Source organism: Microbacterium sp. K2 (genome assembly GCF_051365005.1).
Lineage (GTDB): Bacteria > Actinomycetota > Actinomycetes > Actinomycetales > Microbacteriaceae > Microbacterium > Microbacterium foliorum_B.
Genome location: NZ_JBLWII010000005.1, coordinates 167,898 through 184,782, shown reverse-complemented (window position 1 = coordinate 184,782; position 16,885 = coordinate 167,898). Strand labels below are relative to the sequence as shown.

Annotated in this window: 14 protein-coding genes; 9 read left to right on the top strand and 5 right to left on the bottom strand. The window is 70.7% G+C overall.

All coding sequences use genetic code 11. The features are described 5' to 3' along the window. Nucleotides 1-85 precede the first annotated feature (85 nt). Nucleotides 86-4,660: an ATP-dependent helicase gene (locus ACLKOY_RS15025; protein WP_436454375.1), complete on the top strand. Its 4,575-nt coding sequence runs from the start codon at nt 86-88 to the stop codon at nt 4,658-4,660. Between the two features lie 92 nt (nt 4,661-4,752). Here ACLKOY_RS15025 and ACLKOY_RS15020 read toward each other — a convergent pair whose 3' ends face one another. Together ACLKOY_RS15020 and ACLKOY_RS15015 are read right to left on the bottom strand one after the other, a co-directional pair. Beyond that, entirely contained in the window at nt 4,753-7,170 is a 2,418-nt protein-coding gene (locus ACLKOY_RS15020; RefSeq protein ID WP_436454374.1) for a DUF4073 domain-containing protein, read from the bottom strand. Nucleotides 7,171-7,358: 188 nt separating this feature from the next. Continuing rightward, nucleotides 7,359-8,096, bottom strand: a complete 738-nt coding sequence (locus ACLKOY_RS15015; RefSeq protein WP_140037970.1) for a GntR family transcriptional regulator — start codon at nt 8,094-8,096, stop codon at nt 7,359-7,361. A 247-nt stretch (nt 8,097-8,343) separates the two neighbouring features. Here ACLKOY_RS15015 and ACLKOY_RS15010 point away from each other — a divergent pair, with 247 nt between their 5' ends. The 6 genes from ACLKOY_RS15010 to ACLKOY_RS14985 all read left to right on the top strand — a co-directional run bounded on the left by ACLKOY_RS15010 (nt 8,344) and on the right by ACLKOY_RS14985 (nt 12,747). Next, nucleotides 8,344-9,033, top strand: a complete 690-nt coding sequence (locus ACLKOY_RS15010; RefSeq protein ID WP_436454373.1) for an HAD family hydrolase — start codon at nt 8,344-8,346, stop codon at nt 9,031-9,033. A gap of 9 nt (nt 9,034-9,042) precedes the next feature. Further along, entirely contained in the window at nt 9,043-9,900 is an 858-nt protein-coding gene (locus tag ACLKOY_RS15005; RefSeq protein WP_436454372.1) for an EI24 domain-containing protein, read from the top strand. Next, nucleotides 9,900-10,673, top strand: coding sequence for a DNA-formamidopyrimidine glycosylase family protein (locus ACLKOY_RS15000; protein WP_436454371.1), 774 nt, complete (start codon nt 9,900-9,902; stop codon nt 10,671-10,673). Before ACLKOY_RS15005 ends, ACLKOY_RS15000 begins: the two co-directional genes overlap by 1 nt. 82 nt (nt 10,674-10,755) lie before the next feature. Next, entirely contained in the window at nt 10,756-11,163 is a 408-nt protein-coding gene (locus ACLKOY_RS14995; RefSeq protein WP_042540126.1) for a DapH/DapD/GlmU-related protein, read from the top strand. A 54-nt stretch (nt 11,164-11,217) separates the two neighbouring features. Continuing rightward, the gene (locus ACLKOY_RS14990) at nt 11,218-11,958 is read left to right on the top strand and encodes a LysR substrate-binding domain-containing protein (protein WP_436454370.1); all 741 of its coding nucleotides are present in this window, start codon (nt 11,218-11,220) and stop codon (nt 11,956-11,958) included. Between the two features lie 66 nt (nt 11,959-12,024). Continuing rightward, the gene (locus ACLKOY_RS14985; RefSeq protein WP_436454369.1) at nt 12,025-12,747 is read left to right on the top strand and encodes a glutamine amidotransferase-related protein; all 723 of its coding nucleotides are present in this window, start codon (nt 12,025-12,027) and stop codon (nt 12,745-12,747) included. A 45-nt stretch (nt 12,748-12,792) separates the two neighbouring features. Here ACLKOY_RS14985 and ACLKOY_RS14980 read toward each other — a convergent pair whose 3' ends face one another. Both ACLKOY_RS14980 and ACLKOY_RS14975 read right to left on the bottom strand, forming a co-directional pair. Beyond that, nucleotides 12,793-13,251: a glutaminase gene (locus ACLKOY_RS14980; RefSeq protein WP_436454368.1), complete on the bottom strand. Its 459-nt coding sequence runs from the start codon at nt 13,249-13,251 to the stop codon at nt 12,793-12,795. Further along, nucleotides 13,248-14,462 carry a cation:proton antiporter gene (locus tag ACLKOY_RS14975; RefSeq protein ID WP_436454367.1) on the bottom strand — a complete coding sequence of 405 codons (1,215 nt, stop codon included), beginning with the start codon at nt 14,460-14,462 and terminating at the stop codon, nt 13,248-13,250. Before ACLKOY_RS14975 ends, ACLKOY_RS14980 begins: the two co-directional genes overlap by 4 nt. Nucleotides 14,463-14,547: 85 nt before the next feature. Here ACLKOY_RS14975 and purU point away from each other — a divergent pair, with 85 nt between their 5' ends. Next, on the top strand, nt 14,548-15,399 hold the full coding sequence (purU, locus tag ACLKOY_RS14970; protein WP_436454366.1) for a formyltetrahydrofolate deformylase: 852 nt from the start codon (nt 14,548-14,550) through the stop codon (nt 15,397-15,399). A 15-nt stretch (nt 15,400-15,414) separates the two neighbouring features. On the opposite strand, the gene ACLKOY_RS14965 is transcribed toward purU, so the two are convergent. Continuing rightward, nucleotides 15,415-16,461: an NAD(P)H-dependent flavin oxidoreductase gene (locus ACLKOY_RS14965; RefSeq protein WP_436454365.1), complete on the bottom strand. Its 1,047-nt coding sequence runs from the start codon at nt 16,459-16,461 to the stop codon at nt 15,415-15,417. Nucleotides 16,462-16,566: 105 nt separating this feature from the next. Between ACLKOY_RS14965 and ACLKOY_RS14960 the strand changes: the two genes are divergently transcribed. Then, complete coding sequence (locus ACLKOY_RS14960) at nt 16,567-16,839, top strand: DUF6412 domain-containing protein (protein ID WP_436454364.1); 273 nt, start codon at nt 16,567-16,569, stop codon at nt 16,837-16,839. Nucleotides 16,840-16,885 lie beyond the last annotated feature (46 nt).

The window sequence follows — 16,885 nt, the reverse complement described above, 5'->3', positions numbered from 1 at the left end:
CGCCACCTCGGATCGCACCTACCTCATCATCGTTCCTGCAGACAACAGTCGCCCCGATGTCGGTGGCACGGGTGATGATGGAGGGATGGGTGACGTGCTCGACCGCTTCACCCCTGCCACGCAGGACTGGTTCAGGGGTGCCTTTCCCGAACCCACTCCCGCACAGGCCGGCGCGTGGAACGCCATCTCCGCCGGCAAGCACGCGCTCGTCGTGGCCCCGACGGGGTCGGGCAAGACCCTCTCGGCCTTCCTCTGGGCGATCGACAGCGTGTTCCGCGAGCGCACCGAGCAGCCCGCGCGTGGCACAGACAGCTCGCGCACGCGCATCCTCTACATCTCGCCGCTGAAGGCTCTCGGCGTCGACGTCGAGCGCAACCTGCGCTCTCCACTCATCGGCATCGGGCAGTCGGCCAGGCGCCTCGGCGTCGAGGCCCCCTCCGTGACGGTCGGCGTCCGCTCGGGCGACACCACCTCGAGCGACCGCCGCAAGTTGGTCTCCGACCCGCCAGACATCCTCATCACGACCCCCGAGTCGCTGTACCTGATGCTCACCAGTCGCGCCGGCGAGACTCTGCGCGACGTGCACACGGTCATCATCGACGAGGTGCACGCGGTCGCCGCGACCAAACGCGGGGCCCACCTCGCGGTGAGCCTCGAGCGTCTCGACGCCCTGCGCCGCACTCACGGTCACGACGAGCCGGCCCAGCGCATCGGGCTCTCGGCGACCGTGCGCCCGATCGACGAGGTCGCGCGCTTCCTCGGCGGCGCGGCTCCGGTCGAGATCGTCGCCCCGCCGGCATCCAAGACGTTCGAGCTCGGGGTTGTCGTCCCGATGGACGACATGACCAACCCGCCACCGCCTCCCGGCGCGCCGAACGGTGCCGGCGATGCGGCGGATGCGGAGTACACCGAGGTCACGGGCTCCGTCTGGCCGCACGTGGAGGAGGCGATCGTCGACCGCATCCTGCAGAACAAGTCGACCATCGTGTTCTCGAACTCGCGACGGCTGGCCGAGCGCCTCACAGGGCGCCTCAACGAGATCTACTCCGAGCGCATCGGCGTCGCCCTGCCCGAGGCATCGGTGCCCGCGGCCATGATGGCGCAGGCGGGCGCGACAGCCGGAGCCGACCCCGTGCTCGCCAAGGCCCACCACGGCTCGGTCTCTAAAGAGCAGCGGGCCCAGGTCGAGGAGGAGCTGAAGTCGGGCGTCCTGCGGTGCGTCGTCGCGACGAGCAGCCTCGAACTCGGCATCGACATGGGCGCGGTCGACCTGGTGATCCAGGTCGAGGCGCCGCCGTCGGCCGCCTCCGGTCTGCAGCGCGTCGGCCGCGCAGGGCACCAGGTCGGCGAGATCAGCCGCGCGGCACTGTTCCCCAAGCACCGGGGCGACGTGCTGCACACCGCGATCGTCACCGAGCGGATGCTGGCCGGCAAGATCGAGGCGATCCAGGTGCCGCGCAACCCGCTCGACATCCTCGCTCAGCAGACGGTCGCGGCCAGCGCCCTCGGTGAGATCAGCGTCGAGGAGTGGTTCGAGACCGTACGCCGCTCGGCACCGTTCCAGTCCCTCCCCCGGTCGGCCTACGAGGCGACGCTCGACCTGCTCGCCGGACGTTATCCCTCCGACGAGTTCGCCGAGCTGCGCCCCCGCCTGGTGTGGGACCGAGACGCAGGCACGCTCACGGGGCGCCCAGGCGCCCAGCGCATCGCCGTCACCAGCGGCGGCACGATCCCCGACCGCGGACTCTTCGGCGTCTTCGTCGCCGGCGAGAGCACCGGCGCGCGCGTCGGCGAGCTCGACGAGGAGATGGTCTACGAGTCGCGGGTCGGCGACGTGTTCACGCTCGGTACGACGAGCTGGCGCATCGCCGAGATCACGCACGACCGGGTCAATGTGATCCCCGCGTACGGCCAGCCGGGCAAGGTGCCGTTCTGGCACGGCGACGGGATCGGCCGCCCGTTCGAACTCGGCGAGGCTCTCGGCAAGTTCTCCCGGGAGGTGTCGGCGGCGACTCCCGAGAAAGCGGCTCAACGGCTGATCGAAGCCGGTCTCGACGAGCAGGCCCGGATGAACCTGATGGCGCACCTGGCTGAGCAGCGAGAGGCGACCGGCACCCTGCCGACCGACCGCACCCTCACGGTCGAGCGCGGGCGCGACGAGGTCGGCGACTGGCGGGTGATCCTTCACTCCCCGTACGGCATGAAGGTGCACGCGCCGTGGGCCCTGGCGATCAACGCCCGCATCCGCGAGCGCCTCGGAGTCGAGGGCTCGGCGGTCGCGAGCGACGACGGCATCATCGTGCGCATTCCGGATGCCGAGGCCGAACCGCCGGGCGCCGAGCTGTTCGTGTTCGACCCCGACGAGCTCGAACAGCTGGTCACGCAGGAGGTCGGCGGCTCGGCGCTGTTCGCCTCCCGGTTCCGCGAATGCGCCGCCCGCGCCCTGCTGATGCCGCGGATGAACCCCAACAAGCGCACACCGCTGTGGCAGCAGCGGCAGCGCTCGGCGCAGCTGCTCGAAGTCGCCCGCCGGCATCCGACGTTCCCGGTGATCCTCGAGACCCTGCGCGAGGTGCTGCAGGACGTCTACGACCTCCCGTCGCTCCGCAAGCTCGCGGTCTCGATCGCCGACCGGCGCATCAGACTCGTCGAGACGCAGCCGTCTCAGCCCTCGCCGTTCGCGCGCGACCTGCTCTTCGGCTACGTGGGCGCATTCATGTACGAGGGCGACTCGCCGCTCGCCGAGCGTCGGGCGGCTGCCCTCTCGGTCGACCCCGCATTGCTCGGCGAGCTGCTCGGCACGGTCGAGCTCCGCGAACTGCTCGACCCCGACGTCATCACGCAGTTCGAGCGCGAGGCGCAGCGACTCGACCCCGAGCGGCATGCGCGGGGCCTCGAGGGCGTCGCCGACCTGCTGCGGATGCTCGGCCCGATGGATGCGGCCGAGATCGACGCGCGACTCGACCCCGAGACCGGCTCGGCCTCCGAACACCTCGACGCGCTGATCGACGCGCGCCGCGCGATCCCGGTCACGGTGGCCGGCACCACGCGCGTCGCCGCGATCGAAGACGCCGGGCGCCTGCGCGATGCGCTCGGCGCGGCGCTGCCCACCGGCATCCCCGTCACGTTCCTCGAACCCCTCGCCGATCCGCTCGGCGATCTCGTCGCGCGGTACGCCCGCACGCACGGACCTTTCACGACGGATGCCATCGCGTCGCGCTTCGGCCTCGGTGCGGCCGTCGCCCGGCACACCCTGCAGCGGCTGGAGCACTCGGGTCGGCTCACCAGCGGCTACTTCCTGCCCGAGGCCTCCGGCACCGGCAACGAGACAGAATGGTGCGACACCGAGGTGCTGCGTCGACTGCGGATGCGGTCGCTCGCCGCGATCCGAGGCAGCGTCGAGCCGGTGTCCCCTGAAGCGTATGCGCGCTTCCTGCCCGATTGGCAGCACCTCGGCCGTCCGCTCGAAGGACTCGACGGCGTGCTCGCCGTGATCGAGCAGTTCGCCGGGGTGCCCATTCCCGCCAGCGCATGGGAGTCCCTGGTGCTCCCCTCCCGCGTGCGCGACTACTCCCCCGCCCTGCTCGACGAGCTCACGGCGTCGGGCGAGGTGATCTGGTCGGGCCACGGCACGCTGCCCGGTCGTGACGGCTGGGTGTCGCTGCACCCCGCCGACCTCGCGCCCTTCACACTTCCCGAACCCGACGACGAGATCGCCGCGGATTCGCTCGAGGCCCGGGTGCTGGCCGCGCTCGAGGCGGGCGGGGCCTACTTCGCTGGCCAGCTGAGAGAGATGGCGGCCGCCGAGAACGAGCAGTCCGTGCTCGAGGCGCTGTGGTCGCTGACCTGGGCCGGCCGCGTGACCAACGACACCTTCGCCCCGATCCGGTCGCTGCTGGCAGGGGGGTCGCAGGCCCACCGGGTGACCAGACGCGCCCCGCGCACGCGCACCTACCGGGGCATGTCGCTCGCCCGCACCGCGGCGCGCCCGTCGTCGATCGGCGGACGCTGGTCGCTGCTGCCCTCCGTCGAGACGGATGCCGCTCGGCGCGCGACCGTCACCGCCGGCCTGCTGCTCGACCGCTACGGCGTCGTCACACGAGGCGCGGTGCAGGCCGAGGGCGTGCCGGGCGGCTTCGCCCAGACCTACCGGGTGCTCGCCGGCTTCGAAGAGGCCGGGCACTGCCGTCGCGGCTACGTGATCGAGAGGCTCGGTGCTGCGCAGTTCGCGGCATCCGCCACCGTCGACCGCCTGCGCACGTTCGCCGGACTCGCCGACCCGCCCCCGCGCAAGGCCGTGACGCTCGCCGCGACCGACCCCGCCAATCCCTATGGCGCGGCTCTCGGGTGGCCTAAGCGCGACGAGGTGTCGCATCGCCCCGGGCGCAAGGCCGGTGGCCTGGTGGTGCTCGTCGACGGTTCGCTCGTGCTCTATCTCGAACGGGGCGGGCGCACGGTGCTGTGCTTCACCGACGAATCCGAGGTGCTGCGAGCCGCGGCATCCGACCTCGCCGCGACGGCACGCGCCCGCCGTCTCGACACCCTCACGGTCGAGAAGGTCAACGGAGAGGGCGTCTACGGCACCGAACTCGCCCTCGCCCTGCAGGAGGCGGGGTTCGTCGCGACACCCCGCGGCTACACGCTGCGCAAGGCGATCTGAACGGCCGCGCACGCACCACGACGCCGCCGATCCGCACCATGGCACAGACCGACGGCGTCGCAGGGGCGACTCAGCGCGTCAGCTCAGCAGCGTCAGCTCAGCGGCGTCGATTCCGTGGCGTCCGACGATGAGCGACGGGCCACGAGACGACGAACCAGGAGGATCCCTCCGCCGAGCCCGAGGAGTCCGAGTGCGAGGATCCAGGTGACGCCGGGGTCGTAGCCGGTGGTCGCAAGGTCGCCGTCGGCCGCACCCCCGTCCGAACCGGAGCCAGAGCCCGCGCCCGACCCCGAGCCCGAATCAGACCCCGAGCCGGAGCCCGCCCCGGGATCGGTGCCCGGTGCGTCGTCCTCGATGCGCACCAACCCGTCGACCGCCGCCCGGATCGCCACTGCCATGGCATCCACCTCGGCCTGGTCGGCTGCCGTCAGCTCCCGCTCGACGGCGGAGATCGCGCGGTTCAGCGCGGCGACGCTGTCAGTCGTGAAGGGGCTGAGGTCGGCCGGCACCGCAGCGAGCGCCGCGTCGACCGCGGAGTAGTCCGCAGGACGCTCGGCGACCGGAACGATGTCTGCCGCATACGGCGTGAGCGGGTTGTGGATGGTGACCTCGCGGATCTGCTCATCGGCGAAGAAGTCGAGCGCCTTGACCACGATGCGGTCGCCGTACGACTCCACGATCAGGCCGTTGTTGACGTCGCCGATCGTGACCTCGCTGATGCCCTCCGTGTTCTCACCACGCGCGTCCCACCCCACGTGCATCGCCACCGTGTTGACCGACCAGAAGCCGTCGGGGTGTCCGTCCGCCGTGCGGCGCTGCACCGCCCAGTCACCCAGAGTCGCGGGGTAGTGGGTGTGGCCGCTGAAGACGACAGCGTTCGGGTAGTTGCCGAGGATGCTCGTGAGGCGGTCGTTCATCAGGTGGTGGTCGTGGTACCAGGGGATCCACGATGCAGAGACGGTGTCGCCGAGCGGGAAGTGCGTGTTGACGATCACCTGCGAACCCTGCGCCGTCCAGTGAGCGAGGCGCTCCTCGAGGAACTCCACCTGCTCGTCGGTCATCGCCACGTCGGACGGGCCGCTGATCTCCTGACCGATCGTGATCACCGGCACCTGACCGCCCGGACCGCTGAGCACGTATTCGGCGTACGCCTTGTCGCGCTCGGCGAACGCGAGGAACCGCTCGAAGTTCGACGCGAAGCCTCCGCTCGCATAGCGCTCGTGATTGCCGATCGACGCGACGGTGGTCTCGGGTCGGATCGCGGTCGTGTTCTCCATGACCTGGTAGATCTCGTCCCATTCGGTCGAGGTGCCGGAGTTCACGAGATCTCCGACGATCAGCAGACCCGCGGGGTCGGGAGCGAGCTCGTGCAGATCGTTGAGGCCGTGTTCGAAGTCCTGGGGGTGACCCTGGATGTCAGACACCGTCCAGAGCGTCGTCGCCTCCTCCGCGGTCGCGAGCGCGCCCTGGCGCACGGTCACCGAGTCGATCGCCCAGTAGCGGGCGTCCGCATCCGGTGCGTCGAGCTGCCACTGGAATCGCACCTCGGCAGCGCCGACCGGAACGTCGATCGCGATCTCCTGCATGTAGTTCAGCTGCAGCGGGTCGTAGCCGTCGGCCACGGATGCGGAGTCGAGGCGCAGCACCTCCGCCCAGTCGCCTCCGTCGAAGCTCGCGCGGACGACGCCTGTCTGCGTGGGAGCACCGCGATAGTGACTGTCGAACGAGAGCTCCAGCGAGCGCAGGTACTCGACGTCGACAGCGGCGCTGGTGAGCGTCGAGGAGAAGGGCTGCGCTCCGAACTGCTGGGCGTCGGCGACCGCGAAGCCGGCGAGCGGGCGGGCGAAGCGTGCGCGCATCTCGTCGACATCCGCCGTCCACTCGTCACGCGTCGTGGCGGACCAGCCTCGGTAGTCGGCGGTGCCGACGCCGTCCATGGTCGAGGCGGACTCCACCGACCAGCTCTCGGGCAGCCCCGCGTCGAAGCCCTCGCGCAGCAGCACACCATCGGTCGCGACGCCCGTCGTCACAGATTCGATGTCGACGGCGGCCGCGGGATCGCCGGGGCTCAGCTCGCCGCCGGCAGCGCTCACGGTCACGGTCTGCTGTTCGGCGAGAGGCTCGTAGCCGTCTGCGGCGAGGAACCAGAGCGTGTAGCTGCCGGGAGCGGCAGGAACTTCGAGATCGATGGATCCCGATGCGCCGGGGGCGTACTTCCAGGCGACGGAGACCTGACCGTCACCGCCGGGCACCTCACCGTCGCGGTAGAACCCGATCCAGTTCGTGCCGTCGGGGCTGTCGGTCGCGTACTCGATGCGCACCGTGCTGCTGGCGACGAGGGCGCCGGTCGGCACCTGGAACGACGACTCGGCGGCCGCGACCACCTCGTGGGGCACCGTGGCCGGCACCTGCGCGCTCGCGGCGATCGGGCTGGCGACCAGCACGGCGGACAGTGCGACGCCGACCAGGGCGACACCCCTGGTTCGGGTCTGAGGTCGGGAGGGATGCATGGGTGTCGTCCTTTCGAGACGAGTGGGCTGTTGTCTCGAGCGTCGCCGCGGCCACCCAACCGCGGATGCACGGAAGGTGAACGGACGGCCACATCCGGCCTCCCCGACCGGATCCTGCTGGACGCGTGCGCACAGCAGTCCACCGCAGAGAAGCCCGACCGGTTCGAGAGCCGGGTCGTCGGCTCGTCTCAGTTGGCCTGTCTCGTCAGAGAGGTGCCCTGCAGAGATGCCTGCACCTGGAACGACATGGTGTCTGCCAGATACCGGTCATCGCCCGCCTCGATGGCGCGACCGTCTGCCGCGTAGCTGACCCGGTTCACCCGGAGCAGAGGACTCGACCGTCGTACCTCGAGCAGTCGCGCGTCTTCGCTGGATGCGGCGATCGCATCGATCGAGTGCTCCCCGTGCACCATGCGCACGCCGTGGTGCTCTTCGAGTGCGCCGACGACCGACGATTCCTCAGGCGACAGAGCTTCGATCATCGGCGCGATCCATGCCGGATAGGCCGTGCGCTCGAGCATCACGACGCGTCGATTGAGCAGGCGCAGTCGCACGACCTCGAGCACGTCGCCGGCGCGGGACCCACCGCGCAGCTGCCGCAGCTCGAGGGCTGTGGGTGCTCTGCGGCGCTGCGACACCACTCGTCCCCCCGGCTCCATCCCGCGGCTCCGCGCCCACTGCGCGAAGGATCGCATCTCCGAGAGGCGCTGACTCTGCACGGTGGTGCGCACGAGCCAGCCCGATCCGCGGCGCGGCGCGATCGCTCCCTGACGGGCGAGCAGCACGAGTGCGTTGCGCACCGTGCCGCGGGAGACTCCGTAGGTGCGCGAGAGCTGTTCCTCGGGCGGCAGCATCCCGCCCTCGTCGAACGCCCCGTCGATGATCTGGATGCTCAGATCGCGCGCGATCTCTCGATAGCGATGCATGTGACGTCTCCTCCCGACCTCGCCGCCCGGAACAGGGCCGGCACGCCGCCGTCAGCGTATCCGCGCTCGGCCGGCGGAGAGTCCTCTGCCGGCCTGCGGCTGCACACGTGCACGCACCTGTCCACCGGACTTCAGCTGCCGGCCGACTGTCGTTCACCTCAGGTTCGCGGACGGACGCCGCACTGCTCGTGTCGTCGGGTCGGATGGGCTGAGCGATCGCTCGAGGTCGCAGACCGGAGGACGCCCCATGCCCGACCGCACACCGCACTCAGCCGATGCGACACCAGCCGGATGGGCCGTGCTCAGCGACATGGACGGCACGCTTCTCGACACCGAGAGCACCTGGCTGCTCGTCGTAGAGGAGTTCGTACGGCGGTACAGCGGTGCGGACGACCCCGCTCTCGTGTCAGCCCTGCAGGGCTTCGACCTCGACCGCGCGGCTGCGACGCTGCGCAGTCACCTGTCGCTCGAGATGACGACGGCAGCGGTCGCCGACGAGCTCGATCGTCGGTCGATCGAGGCGTATGCCGGGGGCGTCTCGTGGACTCCCGGCGCTCGATCGTTGCTGGCTGCCCTCGCCGCAGCGCGGGTGCCGCTGGCCCTCGTGACCTCCTCCCCTCGGCACTGGGTGCAGCGATTCGCGCAGACCGTCGACCTGTCGGTGTTCGACGTGATCGTGACGGCAGACGACACCCCGCGCACGAAGCCCGCGCCGGATCCCTACCTTCGCGCCGCCGCGAGTCTGGGCATCGCCGCACAGAGATGCATCGCACTCGAGGACTCCCTCGTCGGCGCGACATCCGCCGTGGCCGCCGGCTGCACGACCGTCGTCGTCGGAGCCGGGAAGGGGGTTCCGGACACCCTTCAGGTCGCCTCGCTGATCGCCGTGGATGTTCGGATGCTGCGCGCGGTCGCCAGAGGATCGATGCCCTCCTAGGCTGGACGAATGATCGGGGAGTTCTTCTACGGCATCCGCACTCTGCTGCGCGGCTTCGGCACGTGGCGACGCCGGCCCGGCCCCATGGCCCTCGGACTCGTGCCCGGACTCATCGCGGCGCTGGTGCTGCTCGCCGGTCTCGTGCCGCTCGCCCTGTCGCTCGCGCCGATCTCCGACGCCGTCACGCCCTTCGCAGACGGCTGGATCCCCGCTTGGCGATCCGTCTTCAGAGCCGCCGTGGGCATCGTGATCTTCGCCGCCGCACTCGCCCTCGCGAGCGCCGTGTTCAGCGCACTCGCCCTGACGATCGGCGACCCGTTCTACCAGCGGATCTGGCGTGCGGTCGAGGCCGATCTCGGAGATGCACCGCCCTCAGACGGCGGCGGATTCTGGATGGCGGTCGGCGAGGGCCTGCGTCTCGTGGTCCTGGGCATCCTGATCGCGATCCTGGTGCTGCTGCTCGGACTCGTGCCGCTCGTCGGAGGGGTGCTCGGGGCGGTCGGAGGTGTCGTGCTGTCGGGGCGGATGCTCGCACGCGAACTCACCGGGCGGGCCTTCGACGCCCGCGAACTCACCCCCGCCGACCGTGCCGTGCTGTTCCGCGGCAGTCGCGCGCGGGTGCTCGGCTTCGGTGTCGCGACGCAGCTCTGCTTCCTTATCCCCGGCGGCGCGGTCGCCGTCATGCCCGCCGCCGTCGCGGGCGCCACGACTCTCGCGCGCACCATGCTGGAGCGCACTCCCCTGGCGCAGACTCCCCCGCCTCCCGCTCAGCCCGCACCGCCCGCACCGCCCGCACCGCCCGCACCGCCCGCACCGGGCAGCGTCTCCGCGCCCCTGCCGCCGCCCGCCGGATCAGGGCACGTCTGATGCCCGAGGGCGACACGGTCTTCCGCACGGCCAAACGTCTCGACGAGGCGCTGGTCGGCGCCGAGGTGGCGCGCTTCGACCTCCGCGTCCCGCGCTTCGCGACCCTCGACCTGACCGGTCAGCCGATCGTCTCCTCGATCGCCCGCGGCAAGCACCTGCTGCTGCGCATCGGCGACAGCACACTGCATTCCCATCTGCGCATGGACGGGGCCTGGCTGGTGTACCGGGCGGGTGAGAAGTGGCGGCATCCGGCGTTCAAGGTGCGCGCGATCGTCGGCACCGCACAGCGCGAGGCGGTGGGCATCGACCTGGCCGAGATCGAGGTGGTGCCGACTCGCGATGAAGACGAGCTCGTCGGATATCTCGGGCCCGATCCTCTCGGCCCCGACTGGGACGCCGCCGAGGCCGCGAGGCGCGTGAGCGCCGACTCACGCAGCATCCACGTCGCCCTGCTCGACCAGCGCAACGTCGCAGGGTTCGGCAACGAGTACGCCGCAGAACTCCTGTTCCTGCGCGGGATCCTGCCGACCACGCCCGCCCCCGAGGTCGACGTGCCCGCACTGCTCGACCTCGGCGTGCGCACGATCCGAGCGAACCGCGATCGTCGTCACCGCACCTTCACCGGAGTCGATCGCCCCGGTCAGGGAACCTGGGTCTACGGCCGTGCCGGCAAGCCCTGCCGCCGCTGCGGCACCCTCATCAAGCGGGGCGAACTGGGCGCGGATCCGACCCGTGAGCGCATCACCTTCTGGTGCCCCGTGTGTCAGCGATGACTCGGATCCATGCTCGGGAATGAAACCGGCACACCCGTGGTTATTGATATATCCGGAGAACTCCGGAACACGGGGAGGAATCGTGGGCAAGAACTACGTCGACATCGAGAACGACCAGGGCGCGACGCTGCGGTATCGCAAGCACGCCAACGGTCGCGGTCTCGTCGCGCATGGCGCGAAGGTCCATCCGAAGGCGCATGTTGAAGCGGGCGCCTACATCGAACCCGGCGCGCGTATCGGCGCCGGCGCGACCATCGCCCGCGGCGCATGGATCGAACCGGATGCCGTGATCGGCGAGGGTGCGCACGTCGATGCGCACGCACACATCGGCCAGGGCGCTGCCGTCGGAGACGGCGCACACATCGGAGTCCGCACCGAGGTCGGGGCCGGCGCACGGATCGTGCGCGGTGCTCGCATCGGCGACGACGAGACGGTCGCCGCCGGTCTGACGGTCGCCACCGACCCGAAGGGACTGTGGCTCGCGGCCTGATCACGGCCGCGATCTCAGACCGCCTCACGGCATCCGCCGGGTACCCTGGAGCACATGGCGACTCAGGGACGACGACCGGCAGGGCGTGCCGGCAAGGGCTCGCCCGTGCGACGCAACAGGGCGGCACCGGCGCAGCGGTTCCCGCCGCCCAAGCCGCCGAAGAAGACAGCCAAGGTCGTGTTCGACGCAACGGAACCCGAATCCGACGAGCCCCGCACGTTCCGGCTCGGAGTCGTGCCCGGCGCCACACCCGGCAAGTGGATCGACGCCTGGAAGCAGCGGATGCCGCACGTGCCCGTCGAGATCGTGCCCGTGGAGGTCGCCGATCAGCGCGAGGCGCTCGACGACCTCGATGCCGCCCTGGTGCGTCTGCCGCTGAGCGACGAGAACCTGCACATCATCACGCTGTACGACGAGGTGCCCGTCGTGGTCGCCTCGATCGATTCGCACCTGCTCGCAGCCGACGAGCTGACCATCGCCGACCTCGCGGGGGAGATCGTGATGATCCCCACCGACGACCCGCTGGGTCCGATCGACGTCCCCGGTGCCCTCTCGCCGTCGTTCGCACCGCTGACCGTGGCAGAAGCCATCGTGACCGCTGCCACCGGAACCGGGATCGTGATCCTGCCCATGTCTCTCGCGCGCATGCACCACCGCAAGGATGCCGGCCATCGACCCCTGGTCGACGGTCCGACGTCGACGGTCGCCCTGGCGTGGCGCCGCGACCACACCACCCCCGACGTCGAGACCTTCATCGGGATCGTGCGCGGTCGCACATCCAACTCGTCACGATGACGCGAGCGTGACGCCCCGACGACGGCGGTGACGGCGACCCCCTCCGGTCGTCGTTAGACTCTCGTGGTGGTCTCGCTTCTCTACGTCTGCGTGCGCCCCGAGCTCGGGGCGGCGGATGCCGAGCACGCCTCGTTCCGACGGGCGCTCGGCGTCGACGTCGTCGACCGCCTCGACCTGCTCGCCGAGCCCCTCGACGCCGCCCGCCTCGCGCGGTACAGCGGCGTCGTGGTCGGCGGCTCGCCGTTCAACGTGAGCGACGTCGAGAAGTCGGCGGCGCAGCTCCGCGTCGAAGCAGACCTCGAGCACATCGCCCGGCTGTCCATCGAGGGCCGGATCGCGGTCTTCTTCACCTGCTTCAGCATCGGCGTGGTGACGCGGATGCTGGGCGGCGAGGTCACGACCGACACCCCTGAGCCGGCCAGCGCCACCGTGATCGAGACGACCGAGGCCGGCGCGGTCGATCCGGTGTTCGGCCCGAGCTCCCCCGCACTCACCGTCTTCACCGCCCACAAGGAGAGCGCTGCTGCTCTGCCGCAGGGCGCGGTGCTGCTCGCCACGAACGACACGTGCCCGGTGCAGGCGTATCGGGTCGGCACTCACCTGTACACGGCGCAGTTCCACCCTGAGCCGACCCCGAGGGACTTCGCCGACCGGATGACGTTCTACCGCACCACCGGATACTTCGACCCCGACGAGTTCGACGAGGTGCAGGGGCAGGTGCTCGCGGCATCGGTCACCGAGGGCGCTGCACTGCTGCGCCGCTTCGCGCAGACGTTCGCGGCAGCCTGACCCGACCCTGTCTCCGCGCAGGTCAGGAGCGGCCCGCCCGCAGGCTCAGCCGCGCAGCAGCTCCACCCGTTCGCGAAGGTATGCCTCGAGCGGCATCCATCCGCCGGCGCTGCTCCATCGCACCGACGGCACGGAGTCGATCATCGCGAGCGGTCCCGATTGCCCGCCCGCATCCACGGCGTCGAGGTCGATCACCGTCCACCCGATGTGCACGACCTCGCCCTCGTCGAATCCGCCGCGCAGCGCCAGCGCACGTCGCTCGGCGCGCTCACGCGCGGACTCGGCCGTGTAGCCGCGGCGTCCGGGGTCGGCAGCGCGCAGCACCTCGGCGGTAGCCAGGGCATGCGTCTCGGTGAGCAGCAGCACTCCGATGTGCCAGGCGGCGCCGACGCGCACGATACGGCGTCCGCGCCACCGTGAGTCCCGCTCTTCGCCCAGCCCTTCCTGCGGCAGGCCCGAGAGCGCACGCACGGCGTCGGCGATCAGCGCGGATGCCGTCGTCACAGCTCTCCCTGGGGTCGCGCCCGAACCAGCGCCGGGTCGACCAGTCGTGCGGCGTCGCCGCGGATCAGCATGCCGAGCAGCGGGAACAGCAGCACCGACAGCATCCCCGCGCCGACGAGTGCGGCGGCCGTGCCTGTGTCGATCATCTTCTGGTCCACCCCGATGGCCGTGACAGCGACGATGATGGGCAGCCCTGTGGCGGCCAGCAGCCCGAGCGCCGTGCGGTCTCTCACGCTCGAGCCTGACGGGGCCGAGAGCTGTGCGGTGGTGCCGCGGAGCACGAGCAGCGCGACGAGGAACAGGGGCAGCATCAACATCGCCGCAGACGAGCCGGTGAGCGCCTGGAGGTCGAAGTTCACGCCGGTGTAGAGGAAGAAGATCGGCACGAAGAGCCCGAACGCGATGGCCTCGAGTTTGGTCTCCATCGCTGCGGCGTCCTTCTCGGGCGCCCGCGCCATGATGATGCGCCACACGGCCCCAGCGACGAAGGCGCCGAGCAGCATGTCGAGGTCGAGCATGACGCTGAGACCGACCAGCGCCGCGATGAGCAGCACCACGAAGCGCACGCCGAACTGGTCAGAAGTGTGCAGCGTGGCACGGACGAACGCGTGCAGGCGCCCGTGCTGCATCCGATGGGCCATCAGCACGGCGAGACCGGCCAGAGCCACGAAGGCGAGCAGCACGGCGGCGGCGAGCGGTGTGGTGCGGGTGCTGAGGAAGAGCGAGATCGCGATGAGCGGCAGGAACTCCCCGACGGCCCCGATCACGGTGACCGCGCGGCCGAACGGGGTGTCCGTCTCCTTCGCATCCCGCAGGATCGGCATCAGCGTGCCGAGCGCGGTGGAGCTGAGGGCGATGGCGATCACGACCATCCCCTCGCCGGGCGCGAGGAAGAAACCGATCGCGATCCCGAGCACGACGCTGATGATCCAGCCGACCGAGGCCCGCACGAGCGGGCGCCCAGAGACGGCCCGGAAGTCGATCTCGGATCCGGCCACGAAGAAGAGCATCGCCAGGCCGAAGTCGCTGAGCTTCTCGAGGATGGGCGTCGGCTCGACCCAGCCGAGCACGGCCGGCCCCGCGAGTATTCCGAGCACGAGCTCGAACACGATGATCGGCACCCGGATGACGGGTCGGATGCCGCGCGCGAGCAGCGGCGCTGCCACGGCGAGCAGCGGGATCAGCACCAGTCCGAGATCGCCCGCGTCCACGCTCTCAGAGTAGCGACCCCGCAGCGACGATTCGCCCGGTGGTCGCATCCACGGCAGAATCGATGCACACCCCCGAGGAGCCCCCATGTCTCAGCCCGACACCGCCCGCCTGCTGATCGCCTGCGACGATCAGCCCGGCATCGTCGCCGCCGTCGCCGGAGTGCTCTCCGCCCACGGAGCGAACATCATCTCCCTCGACCAGCACTCCACCGACTCCGAGGGCGGTCGGTTCTTCCAGCGCACCGTGATCCACCTCCCCGGTCTCTCCGCCGCGCGCACGGCGCTCGAGGCCGACCTCGCGCCGATCGCCGAGCGCTTCGGCATGGAGTGGTCGCTGCACGACACCGCCCGCCGCAAGCGCGTCGCGATCTTCGTGTCGAAGTACGACCACTGCCTGATGGAGCTGCTGTGGCGCACGCAGCGCGGCCAGCTCGACATCGACGTGACGATGGTCGTCTCGAATCACCCCGACCTCGCCGAGTCGGTGCGGTCGCTCGGAGTGCCGTTCGTGCACATCCCCTCGGGCGACAAGCAGGCGATGGAGCAGCGCCAGCTCGAGATGCTCCGCGGCAACGTCGATCTCGTCGTCCTCGCCCGGTACATGCAGATCCTGACCGATGAGTTCATCACGGGTCTGGGCGCCCCCGTCATCAACATCCACCACTCGTTCCTGCCCGCCTTCATCGGGGCCAACCCGTATGCCAGGGCGAAGGACCGCGGCGTGAAGCTGATCGGCGCGACCGCCCACTACGCCACGGCAGACCTCGATGAGGGACCGATCATCGAACAGGACGTCACGCGCGTCACGCACTCCGAGTCGGCGGCCGAGCTGCAGCGCCGTGGTGCCGACGTCGAGCGCCTCGTGCTCGCGCGCGCCGTGCAGTGGCATGCCGAAGACCGCGTGATCGTGCACGGCCGCTCGACCGTCATCCTCTGAGACAGGCGTCTCGGCTCAGGCCTTCGCGGGCACTCCCGCCACCAGCTCGGCGAAGGCCTCCGCCGCAGTGGAGTAGCGGGCGAGCGGCGCTGCCTGCCCCATCCAGAGCGACTGCAGCTCGCCCAGATTCTGCTCACCCGCCGCGGCGCGGAACTTTCCGGTGAGCCAGTTCTGCATCGGGAACGGGGCGATGAATCCACCCGCCTCGATCGCGCGTACCGCCCGGTTGCGCACTCCGCGGGCCAGGCGCCCGCTCATCGCCCGCGTGAGCACGGTGCCGTCAGCGGCTGTCGAGCGGATGGCGTCGCGATGCGCCTGGTTCGCCGCCGACTCGGTCGTCGACAGGAAGGCCGTGCCGACCTGCACGGCCGAGGCCCCGAGTGCGAAGGCGGCCGCGACGCCGCGCCGATCGGCGATTCCGCCGGCCGCGATGACCGGCAGGTCGACGGCATCCACGACCTGCGGCACGAGCGAGAAGGGGCCGATGAGCGACTCTTCGGCCGGGCGCAGGAACGACACGCGTTTGCCTCCGGCCTCGGAGCCGGTCGCGACGACGGCGTCGACCTCCGCCTCGGCGAGGGCGACGGCTTCGCCGACGGTCGTCGCCGTCGCCACGACGCGGATGCCCCGCCGATGCGCGTCCTCGACGAGGTCGCCGGAGGGGATGCCGAAGACCGTGCTGAGCACGGGCGGCGCCGACTCCCAGATCGCGTCGAGCTGCTCGTCGAGCGGGGGCATGTACCGCTCGGGTCGCTCCGGCACCTCGAGACCGACCGCGTCGTAGAACGGCTGAAGCGCCTGCGCGAACACGGTGTGCTGCGGGTTCGGCTCGACCTCGTCGCCGGTCGGCAGCCAGATGTTCACGGCGAACGGGCGCGAGGTCGCCTCCCGCAACGACGCGACGGTCGAGCGGATGCGGTCGCCGTCATAGCCGTACAGGCCGTAACCGCCGAGTCCGCCCGCTTCGCTCACGGCCGCGGCGAGCCCGACGGACGAGAGCCCTCCGAACGGACCGAGGAAGATGGGGTGTTCGATGCCGAGCAGCGCACGCAGGTCAGTCATGTATCGAGGCTATCTCCGGTCCCCCTCCCCGAGGCAGGCGCGGGCGCCTGATCCCCCGGTCGGATGCCGGTGATAACCTCGGCGTGAGGGATCAGGGAGGCGCGCATGAGCGAGTGGTTCGGGCAGATGCTCGGCTTCGTCGCGGCCGCGCTCGGGATCATCGCGGTGCCCGATGCCGCTGCCCTCGGTGTCGCCATAGCGCTCATCGCCCTGACGACGCTCACGATCGCCGTCGCGCTGAGCCTGGCACCGCCCTCGCCGAGCAGCGCTCCGCATCCGCTGCGGGCGATCGACGTCTCGACGCTGCTCGCGCAGAGCGACCCTGATGCCGCCGGTCACCCGCGCCCTCGTGCGCCGGGAGTCGCCGTTCCCGCGTAGTCCGTCCTCGTACGGGACTGCGCGGCTTTCGCCGACCCTTCCCGAC